Source organism: Streptomyces hiroshimensis, assembly GCF_014650335.1.
GTDB lineage: Bacteria > Actinomycetota > Actinomycetes > Streptomycetales > Streptomycetaceae > Streptomyces > Streptomyces hiroshimensis.
In genome coordinates this window covers 700219-720419 of record NZ_BMUT01000002.1, presented here as the reverse complement: position 1 = coordinate 720419, position 20201 = coordinate 700219, and the positions used below count along the sequence as shown (strand labels likewise).

Sequence of the window (20201 nt, the reverse complement as noted above, 5' to 3'; positions counted from 1 at the left end):
CTGACCGCTAGCCGGCCTTGAAGACGGCGACGGTCCGGGCCGGGACGGTGAAGGTGCCCGTCGCGGGCGCGCATGCGGCGGTCTTGACGGCCTCGTCCGCTCCGGCCGCCTGCACCGGGTGCAGGGCGCAGGGCCGGCCGGCGAGGGCCGCGATGCGCTGGTCCTGCCGCTGCGGGGTGGCGTTGAGGACGACGACCAGGCCGCCCAGGCGCATCGTGACGACGCCGGGCGTCTCGTCCGGGCCGGACAGCGGGAAGGACAGCGCCTCCTGCACGGACGCGGTGGTCGCGAGGCCGAACGCCTTCTCGGTCGTACGGATCCGCAGCAGGTCGCGGTAGGCGGCGGAGGCCGCCTCGACGGGGCCGCAGCCGGCCTTCAGCGCCGGGTCCGCGAGGAGCGGCCGGGCGTAGTCCCACTTGGCGGCGTTGTCGCGCGCCGGGGGCAGTCCGCGGCCGAAGCCGTTGCCGGCGGCGCAGTCCCACTGGATCGCGTTGAACCAGTCGCCGCTGTCGTAGGAGTTGCGGTCCAGTGACTTCGAGCGCAGCCGGTCCGTACCGGCCTGGGAGAGCGCCGGGCCCTGGGACAGGGCGGCCGTGGCCATGGCGAGGACCTGCATGCGGGCCCGGTCGGCGGGCGACGTGGCCTGCGGGAGCTTGAAGGCGAGCGCGTCGTAGAGGGTCTCGTTGTCGTGGGCGTCGGCGTAGGCGAGGGCGTCCCCGGGGGCGGCGGCGTAGCCGGCCGGCGAGCCGTTGTAGTCGACGTCGGCACCGCGCACGCTGCGGCCTGCGGAGTCGGTGAAGCGGTAGCCGGCGAGGTTGCCCGTCAGGCCGACCTTGACGAGGTCCTGGGCGTGCAGGAGCCGGGCGCGCTGATCGGCCGGAGTGCCCTGCGGGGCGCCGTTGGGGTCGGTGAACAGCCCGGAGGCGAAGCCCTGCAGGCGGGGGTCGGCGTCGAAGGGGCCGCCGCCGCGGACGGCGTCGCGGGCGCGGTCGGAGAAGGTGGCGATGCCGGTGCCCGCCATGTTCTTCTGCGTGGCCTGGACGAAGCGGGCGTCGTTGGCGGCCTCGCCGAAGTTCCAGCCCTCGCCGTAGAGGATCACCGACTTGCCGTCGACTCCGTCCCGGGCCGGGGTCAGGGCGTCGAGGGCCTTGCGCACCGCCAGGATGTTCGCCTTGGGGTGGTGGCCCATGAGGTCGAACCGGAAGCCGTCGACCTTGTACTCCTTCGCCCACGTGACGACGGAGTCCACGACGAGCTTGCCCATCATGGCGTGCTCGGGGGCGGTGCCGGAGCAGCAGGTGGACGTGGCGACGCTCCCGTCGTCCAGGAGGCGCTGGTAGTAGCCGGGCACGATGCGGTCGAGGACGGACTTGTCGTCCTGCCCGGAGGCGGCGGTGTGGTTGTAGACGACGTCCATGACGGTCCGCAGCCCGGCACCGGCCAGCCCCTGGACCATCCGCCGGAACTCGAGGGTGCGGCCGGGGCCGTCCGGGTCGGAGGCGTACGAGCCCTCGGGGACGGTGTAGTGCAGCGGGTCGTAGCCCCAGTTGTACGCGTCGCGGGCGGCGGTCCTGCCCGTGCAGTCCTGCTGGCGGTCGGAGTCGGCCGGGAGGGCGGCGAGGTCGCAGGGCGGGGTGGCCTGGTCGGCGCGCTTCTCGGGGACGGTGGCGAAGTCGAAGGCGGGCAGGAGGTGGACGTAGGAGGTGCCGGCGTCGGCCAGCGACTTCAGGTGCCGCATGCCGGACGAGGAGGGGTCGGTGAAGGCGAGGTAGCCGCCCTTGCCGCTGCCACCGCTTCCGCTGGAGAAGTCCCGGATGTGCAGTTCCTGTATCTGCGCGTTGCGCAGCGGGACGGCCTTCGGCTTGCGGAGGGTGCGCCAGCCCGCCGGGGCCAGGGCCGGGGCGGCGAGGTCGGTGACGATGCTGCGGGCCGAGTCGGCGGTCAGGGCCGTGGAGTACGGGTCCGTGACGTGGTTGGTGACCACCTTGCCGGCGGCCGGGGCGTGGACGGTGACGGCGTAGCGGTACGGCTTGCCGGTCCAGGCGCGGGTGCCTGTGGCTCGCCAGATGCCGCTGGCGTCGTCGCGGTGCATCGGCACGGTGCGGCCGTCGAGTTCGAGCGCGACGTTGCGGGCCGTGGGGGCCCAGAGGGAGAGGGTGGGACGGCCCTCGCGGAAGGACGGGCCGAGGGCCGCCTTGGCGGCGGTGGCCGCGTACAGGTCGTCGAGGACGCCGGGGATCTGGACGCCGGTCGCGACGTCGCCGGTGACGGCGGTCAGGGCGCCTCTGAGCGCGGCGCGCTCCTGATCGGGGGTCGCGGTGACGCGGTAGGCGTCGTATCCGGCGAGGTGGGGGTATTTCGTGCGTTGGGCGGGGGTGAGGCCGCCGGGGGTCGGTGTGAGGGTGAATCTGCCGCCGTCGTGGAGGAGGTGGTGGGGGTGGGCCGGGTCGCCCAGGCCCTTGGGCCAGGCGACCGTGGTGCGGTCGATCCACTGGACGCTTGCCCCTGCGGGGGGCGGGGGTTCGGCGTGGGCGACGCCGGTCCCGGCCAGGGGGAGGGCGAGGCCTATGGCTGCCGCGAGGGTGGCTAGTCGTTTCACGTAAGGGCGCTCCTTGAGCTGAGGTCAAAGACAGGTCTTCTCCCCTGACCCGCCCCTTCCCGTAACCGGGGGCAAGCCCCCGGACCCCCGATCCGCGCTGGACGCGCGTCGTCCTCAAACGCCGGACGGGCTGAAATTTCGGCGGGCCTTGGCATGCGTGTGGCCTCGGCATTCCGGTTCGGCCTCACACAATCCAGGCCGGCCGGCGTTTGAGGCCAACGGGGTCCGGGGCGAAGCCCCGGGTTCGGGAAGGGGCGGGTCAGGGGAGAAATCAACCGCACGTACGCGCGCCGACATGCAGCGCCAGGGCCGTGTTCGGCGCCACGGTCGCCGTGAAGCGCCCGTCGGAACCCACCGTCACCCGACGTCCGCTCTGCACGTCGCAGTAGTCACCCCCGGGCAGCCCGGTCTCGAAGGTGCGCGTCAGCGCAGAGCCCTCGTGGTTGACCACCACATAGCCCTTGTCGCCGCGCCCGAACGCAACCGCCTGGTAGCCGTTGTCCCACCAGTGGGAGACCGCCGCCCCCCGCACCGCATTGCGGAACCCCACCATGCTCCGGATCTCCGGCCACTGGTGCTGGCACTTCCAGCCGTCCCGCCAGCACGCCCCCACCGCCCCGCCGTTCGGCGGCCCCGCGTCGCGGTCGGTGAATTCGTAGCCGGAATGGACGTCCGGTGAGCCGTAGGGCCAGGCGAGCATGAAGACGTTGGCCAGGGTGTAGTCGGCGCCGTCCTTGTAGGTGAGGGTGTCGCCGCCGCGTTCGGTGTCGTGGTTGTCGACGAAGACGGACGCCTGGCCGCTGGGCAGGTAGCCCCAGCCTTCGGCGTAGTTCTTGAGGTACGCGAGCCGCTCGCCCTGGAACACCCGCTTGAGGTCGCGCGCGTAGCGGAACTCCTGGACGTCGCCGGTGCCGGTGTACTCCTCGGGCTGCACGGCCTCGCCGGCGCCGTAGATCGTCTCCTGCTTCCAGTAGACGCCGCTGCGGCTCAGCCGCGCCTTGACGGCCGCGAGGTCGGCCGCCGGGATGTGCTTGGCGGCGTCGATGCGGAAGCCGTCGGCACCCAGCGACAAAAGGTCGTTCAGGTACTGGGCGAGGCGCGCGCGGACGTGCTCCTCGCCGGTGTCCAGGTCGGCGAGGCCGACGAGTTCGCAGTCCTGGACGTTGCGGCGGTCGCGGTAGTCGCTGACGACGGCCGTGCAGTCGTCCATGTCCTGCCGCTGGTAGGTGCCGGGGTAGTCGTACTTCGTATACGCGGAGCCGCCGGTTCCGGTGCCGGATCCGGCGGCCATGTGGTTGACGACGGCGTCGACGACGACCTTGACGCCCGCGCTATGACATGAATTCACCATGTTCGCGAAGGACGACCTGTCCCCCAGCCGTCCCGCTATCGCGTAGCCCACCGGCTGGTACGAGGTCCACCACTGCGGGCCCTGCACGTGTTCCTGCGGCGGGGAGACCTGGACGTAGCCGTAACCGGCCGGTCCGAGCGCATCCTTGCACTCCTTCGCGACCGCGTCGTACTTCCACTCGAAGAGGACGGCGGTGACGTCCTTGTCGCCGGGCGCGGCGGCCTCCGCCCGGGGGGCGCAGACCGTGGCGGCGGCCGCCAGGGCAAAAGCCGCTGAAAGGATTCTTCGGGCTGTCGCAGGCATGCGGAGCTCCTGGAGGTGGGGGATGTGCAGCAATGAAGGTTCTTGCGCAAGCCGTTCGCAAGCCAACCGGAACCTGCCGCGCACGAGACCGTACGAGCCGGGAAACGGCCGGTCAACCCCTTGGACACGAGACGGTTACCACCGAGAAATCTCGCCGTTTCGTTCTTGCAAACCCTTTCGCAAGAGATTGCAGCCTGTTACCTTCCTCCACAGCTCGGGGCCGCCCGCGACGGTCGGCCTCCTTCATGAGGAGATCCATATGCGAAGAGGCATATCGGTCGCTGCCGTCGTCGGTGTGCTGGCACTCACCGCGACCGCGTGCGGCGGTGACGGCGGGGGCGGGAACGACGGCGCCAAGGCGGCGAGCGACCCGGGCAGTGTGAGCGGCACGGTGACCTGGTGGGACACCTCGGACGCCACCAACGAGGCGCCCGCGTTCAAGAAGCTGGTCTCGGCGTTCGAGCAGAAGTACCCGAAGATCAAGGTCGAGTACGTCAACGTGCCGTTCGACCAGGCCCAGCAGAAGTTCAAGACGGCCGCCGCCACCGGCAAGGGCGCCCCGGACGTGCTGCGTTCCGACGTCGGCTGGACGCCCGGCTTCGCCCAGCTCGGCTACCTCAAGGACCTCACCGGCACGCCGGCCCTCGACAAGCCCGAGGACTTCCTCGAAGGCCCGCTGAAGAACGCGGCGTACCAGGGCAAGACGTACGGCGTCCCGCAGGTCACCGACACCCTCGGACTGCTCTACAACAAGGAGCTGTTCCAGAAGGCGGGCGTCGACAAGCCCCCGGCCACCTGGCAGGAGGTCAAGGACGCCGCCCTGAAGATCAAGGACAAGACGGGCGCGGAGGGCATCGGCCTCAGCCCCGACAGCTACTACTCGCTGCCCTTCCTCTACGGCGAGAAGAGCGACATGGTCGACGTCGCCAAGAAGAAGATCACCATCTCCTCGGCCGCGTCCCGCAAGGGCGTCGAGACGGCCGTCGACCTGGTGAAGTCCGGCGCCGCGCCCAAGCCGGCCGGCACCGACGGCTACAACGCCCTCAAGACGGACTTCAAGAACGGCAAGCTGGCGATGCTGATCGACGGTCCCTGGGCGACCAAGGAGATCTTCGGCGGCGACGCGTACAAGTCCAAGGACAACCTGGGCATCTCGGCCATCCCGGCCGGTTCCACGGGCACCGCGGGCGCGCCGGTCGGCGGCCACAACCTGGTGATCTACGCCGGCTCGAAGAACTTCGACGCCTCCTACCTGTTCACGCGCTTCATGACCGACGCCGCGCAGCAGGAGCAGGCCTCGACCGGCGTGGGCGTGCTGCCGACGCGCAAGTCCGCCTACACCAAGGACGTCCTGGCCGACCCGGTGCGCAGCGCGTACTACCAGGCGCTGTCGAAGGCCCACCCGCGGCCCGCGATCCCGCAGGGCGGCGACCTGTTCACGGACTGGCTCCAGCACTACACGAAGATCCTCACGCTCAAGGAGGAGCCGAAGGAAGGGCTGGACGCCACGGCCAAGGCCTGGCAGTCCGCGCTCCTCAAGGACTACGGCATCGAGGAGTAGGGCCTGATGGCCACAGTCGTCACCAGGGTCCGGCGCTCCTTCAGCACCCATTGGTACGCGTGGGCGATGGTGCTGCCCGTCGTCATCGTCCTCGCGGTCCTCGTCGGATACCCGCTGGGCAAGGGCGTCTACCTGTCCTTCACCGACGCCAACGAGGCGAACGTCGGGCGCACCATCGGGGTCAACCACATCGAGGCGACCTACAAGTCGGTGGGCCTGGACAACTACTGGAAGGTGCTCTCCGGGCAGGAGGGTCACTTCTACTCCCGCCTCGGCTGGACGGTCGTGTGGACGGGGTCGTGCGTGTTCCTGCACTACACGCTCGGCCTCGGGCTCGCCCTCCTGCTCAACCGGCCGATGCGGTTCCGGGCGGTGTACCGGGTGCTGCTGATCCTGCCGTGGGCGGTGCCGGCCTTCGTCGCCACCTTCTCCTGGCGGCTGATGTTCAACGAGAAGTACGGCGTGCTCAACGCCTTCCTGACGAAGCTGGGCATGGACCCGGTGGACTGGCTGGGCGACGCGACGCTGCAGAAGGTGTCGGCGGTGGCGGTGAACGTCTGGCTGGGCGTGCCGTTCATGATGGTCGCGATCCTGGGCGGGCTGCAGTCCATCCCGCGGGAGCTGCACGAGGCCGCGGAGATGGACGGCGCCACCCCCTGGCAGCGCTTCCGGTACGTGACGCTGCCGGGGCTGAAGACCGTGAGCGGGACGGTGATCCTGCTCGGCGTGATCTGGACGTTCAACATGTTCCAGGTCATCTACCTGCTGATCGGGCAGGGCGCGAGCTCCGAGAGCGAGATCCTCGTGACGTACGCCTACCGGCTCGCCTTCCAGGGCGTCCGCGACTACGCGGGCTCGGCCACGTACGGCATCCTCATCCTCTCGCTGCTGCTGGTCTTCGCCGTCTTCTACCGCCGGATGCTCTCCCGACAGGAGGCCGTGCGATGAGCACCGCCCGGCCCGCAGGGGCCCCCAAGCACCGCCCGCGCGAGCAGCGTTCGCGCACGGCGTCGGCCGCGCTGCACACGGCGCTGGTCGCCGCGAGCCTGGTGTCGGTCTTCCCCGTCGCCTTCATCGTCTTCGTGTCGCTGCGGGGGCGCGACGGCTGGCAGGAGCCCACGCGGCCGGCCGGCTTCGACGTCTCGAACTACAGCCACATCCTCGGCGAGACCAAGTTCCTGACGTGGTTCGGCAATTCGGTGATCGTGGCGCTGGGGGCGACGGTGCTCGGCGTGCTGATCGCGGCGACGGCCGGCTACGCCGTCTCGCGGATGCGCTTCCCCGGTCACCGGCCGCTGATGTGGACCTTCCTGGTCGTTCAGATGTTCCCGATGGCGGTGCTGATCGTGCCGCTGTACAACATTCTCGGCGACCTGGAACTCCTGGACTCCTACACCGGGCTGATCGTGACGTACTGCTCGATCTCCGTGCCGTTCTGCGCGTGGATGCTCAAGGGGTACTTCGACACCGTCCCCGTCGAGATCGACGAGGCGGGGCGGGTGGACGGGCTGACCCCCTTCGGGACGTTCTGGCGGCTCATCGTGCCCCTCGCCCGCCCGGGCCTGGCCGTGACCGGCTTCTACTCCTTCATCACCGCCTGGGGCGAGGTCGCCTTCGCCACCCAGTTCATGAGCAGCGAGGAGCACTACACCCTCGCCGTCGGCCTGCAGACGTTCGTCGGCCAGCAGAAGGCCGAGTGGGGCCTGATGACGGCCGCCGCCGTGCTGATCACCATTCCGGCGGCCCTGGTGTTCTTCATCGCCCAGCGGCACCTGGTGGCCGGCCTGACCGCGGGCGGCACCAAGGGCTGACCACCACCGGCACCCGCTGACCTTGTCCGCCCGCCGTCGTTGACCCGTTGAGATCCGCACGATCCGCACGATCCACGAGATCCACGCGCTCCACGAGATCCACTGCTTCCCGCCTCCGCAACCGATTCGATAGGACGTACATGACCCAGGACCTCGCGCCCTCCGTCCGCCCGGCCGCCGCCTCCCCGTCCGAAACGGGCGGCTGGTGGCGCAGCGCCGTCATCTACCAGGTGTACGTGCGCTCGTTCGCCGACAGCGACGGCGACGGCATCGGCGACCTGCGCGGGATCCGCGACCGCCTGCCGTACCTGGCCGAGCTGGGCGTGGACGCGGTGTGGCTCACGCCGTTCTACGCCTCGCCGCAGGCGGACGGCGGCTACGACGTCGCGGACTACCGGGCCGTGGACCCGCTGTTCGGGGAGCTGTCCGACGCGGACGACCTGGTGCGGGAGGCGCACCGGCTGGGCCTGCGGGTGATCGTCGACATCGTGCCCAACCACACCTCCGACCAGCACGCCTGGTTCCGTGCGGCCCTAGCCGACGCGGAGGGCGGTCCGGCCCGGGAGCGCTACCACTTCCGTCCGGGCCGCGGCGATGCCGGGGAACTGCCGCCGAACGACTGGGAGTCGGTCTTCGGCGGCCCGGCGTGGACGCGCACGGCGCGCGCGGACGGCACGCCCGGCGAGTGGTACCTGCACCTGTTCGCGCCGGAGCAGCCGGACCTCAACTGGGAGAACCAGGAGGTCCGCGAGGAGTTCGAGTCCGTGCTGCGGTTCTGGCTGGACCTGGGCGTGGACGGCTTCCGTATCGACGTGGCGCACGGCATGGTCAAGGCGGAGGGCCTGCCGGACATCGGGCTGAGCGAGCAGGCGAAGCTCATCGGCGCGCAGGTGCTGCCGTTCTTCGACCAGGACGGGGTGCACGAGATCCACCGCGCCTGGCGGCGGCTGCTGGACTCCTACCCGGGCGAGCGGGTGGGCGTTGCGGAGGCGTGGGCGCCGACCTCGGAGCGGCTCGCGCTCTACGTGCGCCCGGACGAGCTGCACCAGGCGTTCAACTTCCAGTTCCTGACGTGCGACTGGGACGCCGGCGCGATGCGCACGGTGATCGACGAGTCGCTGGAGGCGACCCTGTCGGTGGGCGCGCCCACGACCTGGGTGCTCTCCAACCACGACGTGGTGCGGCACACCACGCGCTACGGCGGCGGCGGGCGGGGGCTGGCGCGGGCCCGGGCGGCGGCGCTGCTGATGCTGGCGCTGCCCGGCTCGGCGTACGTCTACCAGGGCGAGGAGCTGGGCCTGCCGGAGGTCGTGGACCTGCCGGACGAGGTACGCCAGGACCCGGCGTTCTTCCGCGGCGACGGGCAGGACGGCACGCGCGACGGCTGCCGGGTGCCGATCCCGTGGTCGGGCGAGGAGGCCCCGTACGGCTTCGGGCCGGGCGGCAGCTGGCTGCCGCAGCCCGAGCAGTGGGCGGAGCTGTCGGTGGCGGCGCAGTCCGGCGATCCGCGCTCGACGCTGGAGCTCTACCGCTCGGCGCTCGCCCTGCGCCACGAGCTGGCGGGGCTGGGCGACGGCGGGATGACGTGGCTGGAGGCGCCCGAGGGCGTGCTGGCCTTCGCCCGGCAGGGCCTGGTGTGCACGCTCAACACGCGCGAGGAGGAGGTCGGGATGCCGGTGCCGGGCCGCCCGGTGCTGGCCACGGCCGCCTTGGAATTCACCGGTGGTACGGTCCGTATCCCCTCTGATTCATGTGTTTGGTGGGCAGTCTGAAATGCGACCGGTAAGGTCCAGTCCTGTGACCGCACGGCTGGCCGATATCGCAGCCCAAGCGGGTGTCAGCGAAGCAACCGTCAGCCGGGTACTCAACGGGAAGCCGGGGGTCGCCGCCTCCACCCGCGAGTCCGTGCTGGCCGCGCTCGACGTCCTGGGCTACGAGCGCCCCGTGCGGCTGCGGCAGCGCAGCGCGGGCCTGGTCGGGCTGATCACGCCCGAGCTGGACAACCCCATATTCCCGGCCTTCGCCCAGGTGATAGGCCAGGCCCTGACGCGCCAGGGCTACACCCCGGTGCTGGCCACGCAGACGCCCGGCGGCTCCACGGAGGACGAGCTCACGGAGATGCTCGTCGACCGCGGGGTCTCCGGCATCATCTTCGTCTCCGGGCTGCACGCCGACACCTCGGCGGACATGGGGCGCTACGAGCGGCTGCGGGCCCAGGGCGTGCCGTTCGTGCTGATCAACGGCTTCTCGTCGAAGGTGCGGGCGCCTTTCGTCTCGCCGGACGACCGGGCGGCGGTACGGCTGGCCGTCACCCATCTGGCCGCACTGGGGCACCGGAGGATCGGCCTGGCGCTGGGCCCGCGGCGGTACGTGCCGGTGCAGCGCAAGATCGAGGGCTTCCTGCGCAGCATGCGCGAGGAGCTGGGCATGGCGGAGGCCGAGGCCGAGCAGCTGGTGCAGCACTCGCTGTTCACGCTGGAGGGCGGCCAGGCGGCGGCATCGGCGCTCATCGAGCGGGGCTGCACGGCCGTGGTGTGCGCGAGCGACATGATGGCGCTGGGCGTGATCCGGGCGGCCCGCCGGCACGGCCTGGAGGTCCCGCGCGACGTCTCGGTCGTCGGCTTCGACGACTCGCCGCTCATCGCCTTCACGGACCCGCCGCTGACCACGATCCGGCAGCCGGTGCAGTCGATGGGTCAGGCCGCCGTGCGCGCCCTGCTGGAGGAGATCGGCGGCACCCCGGCGCCGCACAGCGAGTTCGTCTTCCTGCCCGAACTGGTGGTTCGTGGTTCAACCGCATCGGTGCCGGAATCCCGGCCGAAAGCGGGCGAAGACCAGACTTGGGGATGATCTGCCGCAGGCCGGTTTCTGGCAGACTGTTTCCCTATGGGTGAAGCGACGGCAAGGACACTGGAAGGCCGGACGGCCGCCCCGCCACCCACCGAGGAGCGAGCGGACCGGCCGCCGGCGGATCGTGCCACCCGGCAGCGGACCGGCCTGCGGAGGCTCAGGTCTCCGCGCAGGCCGCGTCTGTGGTTCGAGGTGCTGCTGATCGCGGTGAGTTACTGGACGTACTCCCTGGTGCGCAACGCCGTTCCCGAGCAGCGGGCGGCCGCCCTCCGCAACGCCGACTGGATATGGCGGGCGGAGCACACCTTGCACATCGCCGTGGAGAACTCCGTCAACCACGCCGTGAATTCGGTGACGTGGCTGGTCGTGGGCATGAACTACTACTACGCCACCTTGCATTTCGTCCTGACGATCGGTGTGCTGGTGTGGCTCTACCGATGGCATCCCGGCCGCTATTCCGCCGCCCGGCTGGCCCTCTTCGCCACCACGGCCGTGGCGTTGCTCGGTTATTACCTCTTCCCCCTCGCGCCGCCCCGCCTGATGTCCGGCGAGCACTTCATCGACACCGTCGTGGTGCACCACACCTGGGGCTCGATGGCCTCCGGCAACCTGGCCGACATGTCCAACCAGTACGCGGCGATGCCGTCGATGCACATCGGCTGGTCCACCTGGTGCGGCGTCGTCGTCGCGATGGTGGCGCGCCCGGTGTGGGCGAAGGTCCTCGGCCTGCTCTATCCCGTCGCCACGCTGATGGTCATCGTGGCGACGGCCAACCACTTCTGGCTCGATGCCGTGGGGGGCCTGCTCTGCCTCTCGTTCGGCTTCGCCGCCTCCTTCGTGTGGTTCGGGGCGACGCCGGGCCGGCTCGCCCGGCACGTGGCGTAGCGAGCGCGGCTCCGGCCGCGGCTCAAGCCCCGATTCCCGTCCCGGCTCACGCCCCGTAGAACAGCTCGTCCACGACGGCGCGGGCCCGCCGCGTCGTCCGCCGGTAGTCGTCGAGCATGTCCCCCACGTGGCCCGGCTCGTAGCCGAGGTAGCGGCCCACGGCCGCGAGCTCGCGCGGCTCCGTGGGGAAGGTGTCCCCGGACCGGCCGCGCACGAGCATGACCGCATTGCGCACGCTCGTCGCGAGAACCCACGCATCGTCCAGTATGGCCGCGGCCTCCGCGCTCAGCAGCCCGGCGGCACAGGCCGCGGCGAGCGCCTCGCGGGTACGGGTCGTGCGCAGCCCGGGCTCCGCCCAGGCGTGCCGCAGCTGCAGCAGCTGTACGGTCCACTCCACGTCCGACAGTCCGCCGCGCCCGAGCTTGGTGTGGGTCGCCGGGTCCGCGCCGCGCGGCAGGCGCTCGCTCTCCATGCGCGCCTTGAGCCGCCGGATCTCGCGCACGGCGTCCTCGCCGAGGCCCTCGGCGGGATAGCGCAGCGGGTCGATCAGGTCGATGAACCGCCGCCCCAGCTCGGCGTCGCCCGCGACCGGCTTGGCGCGCAGCAGCGCCTGGCTCTCCCACACCAGCGACCAGCGCCGGTAGTAGGCGGCGTACGAGGCGAGGCTGCGCACGATGGGGCCCGACTTGCCCTCGGGCCGCAGGTCGGCGTCGATGTGCAGGGGCGGATCGGTCGTGGGAAGTTGGAGGAGGCGTCGCATCTCGCCCGCGACGGCGGCGGCCGCCTTGGCCGCGTCCTCGTCGGAGACGCCTTCGCGCGGCTCGTGCACGAAGAGCACGTCGGCGTCGGAGCCGTAGCCCTGCTCGTGGCCGCCGAAGCGGCCCATGCCGATGACGGCGAAGCGCGTGGGCAGGGTGTCGCCCCACTCGGCGCGCACGGCGGCGCGCAGGGCGCCCGCGACGGCCGCGGCGTTGAGGTCGGAGACGGCGTCGCCGGCGGCGTCCACGCGCACGTGGGGGTCGCGCGCGGCGGCGGCCTCCTCCCGGGCGGCCTGGGAGCCGTTGCGCCCGTACGCCCCGATGATGTCCGCCGCGGCGGTACGGAACAGCTCGCGGCGGCGGACGCCGCGGACGGCGACGATCGCGGCCTCGGCGCCCTCGGAGCGGTTGACCGCCGCCAGCGTCTCCTGTTCGAGGGCCTCCCGGTCGCGCGGGCGCAGCCCCTCGGGGTCGCCGAGCAGGGCCACGGCCTCGGGGGCGCGCAGCAGCAGGTCGGGGGCGAGGCGGCCGGCGGAGAGCACGCGCGCGAGGTTCTCGGCGGCGGCGCCCTCGTCGCGCAGCAGCCGCAGGTACCAGGGGGTGCGGCCGAGGGCGTCGGAGACCTTGTGGAAGTTGAGCAGGCCGGCGTCGGGGTCGGCGGAGTCGGCGAACCAGCCGAGCAGGACGGGCAGCAGGGTGCGCTGGATGGCGGCCTTGCGGGAGACGCCCGAGGCGAGCGCCTCCAGGTGGCGCAGGGCGGCGGCGGGGTCGGCGTAGCCGAGGGCCTGCAGGCGGTTTCCGGCCTCTTTCGCGCTGAGCCGGATCTCGCCCGGCTCCAGCTGGGCGACGGCGTCCAGCAGCGGCCGGTAGAAGAGCTTCTCGTGCAGGCGGCGCACCTCGCGCGCGTGCCGCTTCCACTCGCGGCCGAGCCCGTCGACCGGCTCCGTACCGGGCGGCCACTGCAGGACGCGGGCCAGGGAGCGGCCGAGGCGCCGCTGGTCGGCCTCCGCCTCCGGCATCAGGTGGGTGCGGCGCAGGCGGTGGAGCTGGATGTGGTGTTCCATGGTGCGCAGGAAGCGGTAGGCGGCGTCGAGCGCGGCGGCGTCGGAGCGGCCCACGTAGCCGCCTGCGGCCAGGTTCGTCAGGGCGTCGAGGGTGCCGGAGGCGCGCAGCGTGGCATCGCCGCGGCCGTGGACGAGCTGCAGCAGCTGCACGGCGAACTCGACGTCGCGCAGGCCGCCCGGGCCCAGCTTGAGCTCGCGGTCGACCTGGCCGGCCGGGATGGAGGCGATGACGCGGCGGCGCATCTGCTGCACGTCGGGCACGAAGTTCTCGCGCTCGGCGGCCTGCCACACCAGGGGGGAGACGGCGTCCACGTAGGCCCGGCCCAGGGCGAGGTCCCCGGCGACCGGGCGGGCCTTGAGCAGGGCCTGGAACTCCCAGGTCTTGGCCCAGCGTTGGTAGTAGGCGAGGTGGCTGGAGAGGGTGCGCACGAGGGGGCCGTTGCGGCCCTCCGGCCGCAGGTTGGCGTCCACGGGCCAGATGGTGCCCTCGGGCGTGACGTCGGAGCAGACGCGCATCATCCGGGAGGCCAGCCGCGTGGCGGCCTGCAGGGCGGGGCCCTCGCCCGTCCCGTCCTTCGCCTCCGCCACGAAGACGACGTCCACGTCCGAGACGTAATTGAGCTCGCCGCCCCCGCACTTGCCCATGCCGATGACCGCGAGCTTGCAGGCCGCCTCGTCCTCGGGCTGCTCCTCGGCGGCGATGGCGAGGGCGGCGCGCAGGGTGGCGGTGGCCAGGTCGGCGAGCTCGGCGGCGGTCTGGGCCACGTCGGTGGTGCCGCACACGTCCCGCGCGGCGATGGTCAGCAGGCAGCGGCGGTAGGCGGCGCGCAGGGCGTCGGCCGCGCCCAGCCCGGCCTCCCGCCCGCCGTGCACGCCGTCGGCGAGCGCCTTCTCGAACTCGGGGACGCCGGGGTTGAGGTCGGCCGCCTCGTAGGCGACGAGCGCGTGCCAGTCGCCGGGGTGGCGGGCGAGGTGGTCGCCGAGCGCCTCGGAGGCGCCGAGCACGCCGAGCAGCCGGTCGCGCAGCGGCTTGGCGGTGACGAGCGTGTCCATCAGGGCCTGCCGGTCGCCGCCGTCCCGGGCGTCCAGCGCCTCGGCGAGCCGCAGGAGGCCGTGCAGCGCGAGGTCGGGATCGGCGGTGGCGCCGAGGGCGTCGAGCAGGACGGGGTCGGTGCGTCTCGCCGCGAGCGCCGGAGTCTCCAGCCGCCGCTCGGCGGCCGCCGGGTCGGTGAAGCCGAACTTCAGCAGCCGGGTGTACCCGCTGCTGCGGCGCCCCTGCGGTGCGGACATGCCACCGCCTCCTGTCCCCTATGCCGACCGGCCCTCTGCAGAGCTTAGGACCTGCGGCAGGCGGGCGCCCGGCCGGGCCGGGACCGGCCGCACCGGATCAAACGCTCATATCGCTTTCCCGGCCCCTGCCCGCCTCCGGAGTGCTGTCCATATCCGCACACAGATCACCCCTGCGGAAGGGCGCTCGTCATGCTCCTGTCGGATCTCTGTTCCTATCTCGGCACGCAGTCCCAGTGGTGCGGGCTCAAGCGCACCGACGCCGGATTACGCGAGGTCCGCACGGAGAACCCCGACTACGAGATTCCCGAGGTCCGGCTGATCGAACCGCGCGGAGCCCTTGAACCTTCGGTGCTCCTCATCACGGCTCCCGCCGCAGTGGGGAAGAGCACGGCGGCGCAGTACATGAGCCATGTCCTGCGCGCGCCGATCCAGGACCTCGCGGCACTGCAGGTGGGCAGCGGGACGCTGTCCGGCCGGGTCAGCGACGCCCTGGGGATGCGTGAGGCCGCCGACTTCTTCGACGCCGTGACGGCGGGCGAGGCGACACTGATCATCGACGCGCTCGACGAGGCGGAGGTCAGGTCGGGCCAGGCCAACTTCCGGGCCTTCATCCTGGACCTCACCCAACGGGCGGCCGAGGTCACCGGCGGCCCCTCGTTCGTCGTGTTCTCCCGGGCCGAGAGCTCCCGCGGCCTGCGGGAGACGTTCGCGGAGAACAAGCTCCCCTACCTCCATTACGAGATCCAGCCCTTCACCGAGGACCAGGCCAAGAGTTACCTCGACCGGCGCATCTGCCAGGTGTTCGGGAAGCTCGGCAAGGAATTCACCCACCACAAGCACATCCGGCCCTACGAGGAGGCCCGGGACCGGCTCTTCGCCACGCTCGCCTCCGCCGTCGACCCGACCGGGAAGCTCTGGGAGAACGCCGCGGTCCGCGATCTCCTGGGGTACGCCCCGGTGCTCGACGTCGTCGCCGAATACCTGGCCGTGGACAACTTCGCCACGGTCACCAAGGACCTCTCCAGCTCGGTGGGGGACGACTTCGCGCACTGGAACATCGTGGCCGAGGTCATCGACAAGCTCCTCCACCGGGAACAGGGCAAATTCGTCGCCCAGTTCAAGGAGACGCCCGGCTTCCGGCAGCACGGCAGCGAGGCGCTGCTGCCCAACCTCTACTCCCCCGAGGAGCAGTGCGCACGCCTGCTCGACTACGTCGAGGGCTTCGCCCTGCCGCTGGAGGTGCCCGCCGTCCTGCCGGTGGGGATGCGTGACGCCTACGAGGAGTCCGTCGAGGCGCAGCTGATCAACCACCCGTTCCTGCGCAACGACGCCTGGTTCAACGTGATCTTCCGGGACTATGTGACGGCCCGGTCCCTGAACAGCCCCATCACCTCCGGTGCGGCCGCACAGACCATCCGGACCCAGATCCTCAGCTCGGCCTGGAAGCACTCGCCCATGTACGGCTACTTCTCGTACAGCCTGGGCCGGGCCGCCGGGGCCGCCGTCTCGTCCTGTCACTCCGAGGAGATCGGCGCCCTCTACGAGTCGTTCAAGTCCATGTGCGAGGCCAAGGACGACCTCGTCGTCGCGGTCGGCAGGGAGGGCGACCGCCTGCTGGCCACCTTCGCCGTCTCCCGGGCCGACGGGACTGAGGGGACCAACGATGCCGACGGTGCCGACGTCAAGGTGATCCTCGGCCCGCTGGCCTTCGCCTCGCACCCCGGCACCAAGAGCGTCACCTTCCCCCGGGAGCTGAGCCGGGCGAACATCTGGGACGTCCCGGAAGTCATCCTCGGCGGCGACCAGCGGTCCTTCAAGTTCGGCGCCCACGTCTCCGTCTCCTGCGGGGAGCTGATGGTCGCGTCGAGCGACGTACGCGTCTTCCCCGGGGAGGAGGAGGTGCCCGTCACCCTCCGCGTCAGCGCGCTGGTGAGCGACCACGTCAAGGTGCAGGCGGACGCCGACGACCTGATCATCATGAGTGACGAGCTGGCCTACCCCTGGTCGAAGTACCAGCGGAAGGTCGAGGTGCGGACCGAGGACAACGACTCCTGGGAGACCGACCAGCTGTACCTGGAGTTCCGCCGGATCGTCCTGCGGTTCAAGGACGCCAAGAACGGCGAGGCCGCCGTCTACCAGCCCATGATGGACAACCTGGTGATCGGCACCAACCAGCGGGCCCGGTACGTCCTGGACTTCCTGCAGCACATCGGGTGCGTGTCCCTGTCCACCAAGAGCATGTACCTGCTGGACTTCGGCGAGTTCTCCCGGCTCAACATCTCCCGGTCCCAGCTGCGCGACCTGGAGAAGACCCCGGCCGCCGCGGAGATCGCGCAGCGGCTGCTCGGCTACGCCAAGGACCGCAGGTCCGGCGGCAGCCCGCGCTAGCGCCGGCGGCGAACGCGGCGGGGCAGGGCGGGGCGGGCGGCCCGGGGCCGCCCGTCTCCGCGTCAGAGCACCGGCAGCATCTTGCGCAGCTCGAACGCCGTGACCTCCGAGCGGTACTCCTCCCACTCCTGCTTCTTGTTGCGCAGGAAGAAGTCGAAGACGTGCTCGCCGAGGGTCTCGGCGACCAGCTCGCTGCGCTCCATCAGCTCGATGGCCTCGCCGAGGTTCTGCGGCAGGGGCTCGATGCCCATGGCGCGGCGCTCGGAGTCGGACAGGGCCCACACGTCGTCGTCGGCGCCGGCCGGGAGCTCGTAGCCCTCCTCGATGCCCTTGAGGCCGGCGGCCAGCAGGACCGCGTAGGTCAGGTAGGGGTTGGCGCCGGAGTCGATGGAGCGGACCTCGACGCGCGTCGACCCCGTCTTGCCGGGCTTGTACATGGGGACGCGGATGAGCGCGGAGCGGTTGTTGTGGCCCCAGCAGATGTACGAGGGGGCCTCGCCGCCGGCGCCGGCGGTGCGCTGGGAGCCGCCCCAGATCCGCTTGTAGGAGTTGACCCACTGGTTGGTGACGGCGGAGGTCTCGGCGGCGTGCCGGAGCAGGCCGGCGATGAAGGAGCGGCCGACCTTGGAGAGCTGGTACTCGGCGCCGGACTCGTAGAAGGCGTTGCGGTCGCCCTCGAAGAGGGAGAGGTGGGTGTGCATGCCGGAGCCGGGGTACTCGGAGAACGGCTTGGGCATGAACGTGGCCTGGACACCCTGCTCCAGCGCCACCTGCTTCATCACGAGCCGGAAGGTCATGATGTTGTCGGCGGTGGAGAGCGCGTCGGCGTAGCGCAGGTCGATCTCCTGCTGGCCCGGGGCGCCCTCGTGGTGGCTGAACTCGACCGAGATGCCCATGGATTCGAGCATGGTGATGGCCTGGCGGCGGAAGTCCATGCCCACGTTCTGCGGGGTGTGGTCGAAGTAGCCGGAGGAGTCGGCGGGCACCGGGCGGGTGCCGTCCACCGGCTTGTCCTTGAGCAGGAAGAACTCGATCTCGGGGTGGGTGTAGAAGGTGAAGCCGAGGTCGGAGGTCTTGGCCAGGATGCGCTTGAGGACGTAGCGCGGGTCCGCGTAGGAGGGCGAGCCGTCGGGCATGAGGATGTCGCAGAACATCCGGGCGGTGCCCGGGGCCTCCGCGCGCCAGGGCAGGATCTGGAAGGTGCCCGGATCCGGCTTGGCGATCATGTCGGACTCGTAGACCCGCGCGAAGCCCTCGATCGCGGAGCCGTCGAAGCCGATGCCCTCGTCGAAGGCCTGTTCAAGCTCGGCGGGAGCGACGGCCACGGACTTCAGATAGCCCAGCACATCGGTGAACCACAGCCGCACGAAGCGGATGTCGCGCTCTTCCAGAGTGCGGAGCACGAACTCCTGCTGCTTATCCATAGCTACCCATCCTCGCTGGTCAGGCCGCCCCTTCCCTAGCCGCGGGGCACGTCCGGGGGCATAGAGCATCCCACCACATGATGTCGGGTGCGTTGCATCGTCGAGTCCGAATGCGACGTCCGGACTCCCCACCCCCCATATTGCCTGCTGACCTGCCCGCCCTGCACGGCCGGGCCGCCCCTCGCTCTCCCGCCGGGCTCCTCGCTCCCCCGTCGGGCCCGCCGCTCTCCCGTCAGGCCGCGGCCCGCCTGCGCTCGGAGAGCCGCATCAGCAGCCGGCGGGGGTAGTGCACGGTGGCCAGGGCGGGCGGACGGGTGTCCGCTCCGGGCGCGAAGTCCATCCGCCAGCGGTGGCAGAGGGTGGCCAGGGCGAGGGTGGCCTCGGTCATGGCGTAGACGTCGCCGATGCACTTGCGCGCGCCGGCGCCGAAGATCGCGAAGCCTTCGCGGGGCGGCCGGCCGGGCTGCTCCGCGGCCCAGCGGGCGGGGCGGAACTCGCCCGGGCGCAGGTGCACGGCGGGGCTGTGGTGGACGACCGGGGGGCTGACGACCATCGTGGTGCCGGACGGCAGCCGGCGGCCGGCCATCTCCACCGGGGCCGTGGTGACGCGGGTGAACAGCCATGCGGGCGGGTAAAGGCGCAGCGATTCGGTGACGGTCTGCCCGGTGCGGGGCAGGTGCGGGAGGTCGGCGGGGGTCACGGCCCGCCCGCCCAGGACGGCGTCGAGTTCGGCGTGCAGGTCGCGGGCCGCCTCCGGGTGCCGGGCCAGTGCGTACAGCGACCAGGTCAGGGTCGCGGCCATGGTCTCCGATCCGCCGAAGACCATCGTCATCACCTGGTCGTGGACCTCGGCGTCGGTCAGTCCCCCGCGGCCGTCGTCCTCCCGGGCGGCGATCAGGGTGGACAGCAGGTCGCCGTGGTCCTGCCCGCCGCGCCGGTACGCGGCGACGAGGCGGTCCACCGTGTCGTGCAGGCCGGCGAGGGCCCTCTCGTAGCGGCGGTTGGCGGGCAGGGGCAGGCGCTGCACCGGCGCAGGGACGAACATCCGCCGGAAGAGGCCGCTGAGCGCGATGCCGAAGGAGTCCTGCAGGCGGGCCACGTCGTCCTCGGCGAGGTGGGCCGAGAAGAGGGTGCGGGTGACGGTGCGCAGGGTGAGCCCGAACATGGCGGGGAAGACGTCGACGACCAGGCCGTCGTGCCAGGAGGCGGAGAGCCGGGCCGCCTCGTCCGCCATCACCGCCGCGTAACCCTCCAGGCGGGCGCGGTGGAAGGACGGCTGGACCAGGCGCCGCTGCCGGCGGTGGTCACGGTGCTCGCAGCTGCCCAGGCCGTTGCCGACGATGTCGCGGAGCCGGGTGAAGAACGGTCCTCCCTTGTCGAAGGTCCGGTCGTCGAAGAGCACTTGCCGCAGGAGCCCGGGATGGCAGGGGACGTAGGCCGGGACGGAACCCAGGCGGATCTCCACCAGGTCGCCGTGTGCGGGCAGGGAACGGAGGAAGTCGAGGGGCCTGCGCATCAGCGGCCAGGCATGGCCTACGAGCGGCAGGGCCCCGGGAGCGGTTCCGGACACGTACGTGGCGGGCATGGCGACCCTTCAGTCGGCGGCGTACCGAACGCGCCACGAGGTTTTCCGCCGCCATGGGGGCCAAAACCCCGGGATTCTCCGGTTTGACGGGATCCGAACGCGGGGCGGGGGGCGCGTGAACGCGGGTTGGAGGGGCCGGTTCCGTGCGCTTACGCCTGCCGGCGGGGGGTGCCGTACGGGGGCGGGGGGCCAGGTGGGTCCCGGCGGGTCCGGGCGGGTCCGGGCGGGTCCGGGCGGGTCCGGGCGGGTCCGGCACCGCCGGGATGCGCCGCGGTTGGTTGCTCACCGCTGCGGCGGAGGGAAATGCCCCAGCCCCGCCCCTTCCCGAAACC

The 20201-nt window shown here is 71.6% G+C and carries 10 protein-coding genes and 2 pseudogenes; 7 read left to right on the top strand and 5 right to left on the bottom strand.

What is annotated here, in order from left to right; translation table 11 throughout:
- Window positions 1–7 precede the first annotated feature (7 nt).
- A pseudogene (gene pulA, locus IE241_RS08595) lies at window positions 8–2581 on the bottom strand (pullulanase-type alpha-1,6-glucosidase); the annotation flags it as partial.
- Between the two features lie 295 nt (window positions 2582–2876).
- Window positions 2877–4253: pseudogene (locus IE241_RS08590) on the bottom strand (alpha-amylase); the annotation flags it as partial.
- A 259-nt stretch (window positions 4254–4512) separates the two neighbouring features.
- On the opposite strand from IE241_RS08590, the gene IE241_RS08585 reads away from it, so the two are divergent.
- The 6 genes from IE241_RS08585 (at window position 4513) to IE241_RS08560 (ending at window position 11360) form a co-directional block, all read left to right on the top strand.
- Entirely contained in the window at window positions 4513–5814 is a 1302-nt protein-coding gene (locus IE241_RS08585) for an extracellular solute-binding protein (protein ID WP_190020997.1), read from the top strand.
- Between the two features lie 6 nt (window positions 5815–5820).
- Complete coding sequence (locus IE241_RS08580; RefSeq protein WP_190020996.1) at window positions 5821–6762, top strand: carbohydrate ABC transporter permease; 942 nt, start codon at window positions 5821–5823, stop codon at window positions 6760–6762.
- Window positions 6759–7625, top strand: coding sequence for a sugar ABC transporter permease (locus IE241_RS08575; RefSeq protein ID WP_190020995.1), 867 nt, complete (start codon window positions 6759–6761; stop codon window positions 7623–7625). The genes IE241_RS08580 and IE241_RS08575 overlap by 4 nt, the downstream gene beginning before the upstream one ends.
- A gap of 140 nt (window positions 7626–7765) precedes the next feature.
- Window positions 7766–9397 carry a glycoside hydrolase family 13 protein gene (locus tag IE241_RS08570; protein WP_190020994.1) on the top strand — a complete coding sequence of 544 codons (1632 nt, stop codon included), beginning with the start codon at window positions 7766–7768 and terminating at the stop codon, window positions 9395–9397.
- Between the two features lie 25 nt (window positions 9398–9422).
- Complete coding sequence (locus IE241_RS08565) at window positions 9423–10475, top strand: LacI family DNA-binding transcriptional regulator (RefSeq protein ID WP_190020993.1); 1053 nt, start codon at window positions 9423–9425, stop codon at window positions 10473–10475.
- Window positions 10476–10511: 36 nt separating this feature from the next.
- A complete protein-coding gene (locus IE241_RS08560) occupies window positions 10512–11360 on the top strand; it encodes a phosphatase PAP2 family protein (RefSeq protein WP_190020992.1) in 849 nt (282 codons plus the stop codon).
- A gap of 46 nt (window positions 11361–11406) precedes the next feature.
- Here IE241_RS08560 and IE241_RS08555 read toward each other — a convergent pair whose 3' ends face one another.
- Entirely contained in the window at window positions 11407–14472 is a 3066-nt protein-coding gene (locus tag IE241_RS08555; protein WP_190020991.1) for a bifunctional [glutamine synthetase] adenylyltransferase/[glutamine synthetase]-adenylyl-L-tyrosine phosphorylase, read from the bottom strand.
- A 189-nt stretch (window positions 14473–14661) separates the two neighbouring features.
- Between IE241_RS08555 and IE241_RS08550 the strand changes: the two genes are divergently transcribed.
- Entirely contained in the window at window positions 14662–16860 is a 2199-nt protein-coding gene (locus IE241_RS08550) for a hypothetical protein (RefSeq protein ID WP_190020990.1), read from the top strand.
- 62 nt (window positions 16861–16922) lie between these two features.
- Here the strand turns inward: IE241_RS08550 and glnA2 are convergent, their stop codons facing one another.
- Window positions 16923–18284, bottom strand: coding sequence for a gamma-glutamylpolyamine synthetase GlnA2 (glnA2, locus tag IE241_RS08545; protein ID WP_058044708.1), 1362 nt, complete (start codon window positions 18282–18284; stop codon window positions 16923–16925).
- 232 nt (window positions 18285–18516) lie between these two features.
- Window positions 18517–19869, bottom strand: coding sequence for a cytochrome P450 (locus IE241_RS08540; protein WP_190020989.1), 1353 nt, complete (start codon window positions 19867–19869; stop codon window positions 18517–18519).
- Window positions 19870–20201 lie beyond the last annotated feature (332 nt).

What these genes read in the sequence shown, in the direction of transcription:
- IE241_RS08585 (WP_190020997.1), top strand. Translation starts at nt 4,513, where the DNA reads ATGCGAAGAGGCATATCGGTCGCTGCCGTCGTCGGTGTGCTGGCACTC.
- IE241_RS08580 (WP_190020996.1), top strand. Translation starts at nt 5,821, where the DNA reads ATGGCCACAGTCGTCACCAGGGTCCGGCGCTCCTTCAGCACCCATTGG.
- IE241_RS08575 (WP_190020995.1), top strand. Translation starts at nt 6,759, where the DNA reads ATGAGCACCGCCCGGCCCGCAGGGGCCCCCAAGCACCGCCCGCGCGAG.
- IE241_RS08570 (WP_190020994.1), top strand. Translation starts at nt 7,766, where the DNA reads ATGACCCAGGACCTCGCGCCCTCCGTCCGCCCGGCCGCCGCCTCCCCG.
- IE241_RS08560 (WP_190020992.1), top strand. Translation starts at nt 10,512, where the DNA reads ATGGGTGAAGCGACGGCAAGGACACTGGAAGGCCGGACGGCCGCCCCG.
- IE241_RS08555 (WP_190020991.1), bottom strand. Translation starts at nt 14,472, where the DNA reads ATGTCCGCACCGCAGGGGCGCCGCAGCAGCGGGTACACCCGGCTGCTG.
- IE241_RS08550 (WP_190020990.1), top strand. Translation starts at nt 14,662, where the DNA reads ATGCTCCTGTCGGATCTCTGTTCCTATCTCGGCACGCAGTCCCAGTGG.
- glnA2 (WP_058044708.1), bottom strand. Translation starts at nt 18,284, where the DNA reads ATGGATAAGCAGCAGGAGTTCGTGCTCCGCACTCTGGAAGAGCGCGAC.
- IE241_RS08540 (WP_190020989.1), bottom strand. Translation starts at nt 19,869, where the DNA reads ATGCCCGCCACGTACGTGTCCGGAACCGCTCCCGGGGCCCTGCCGCTC.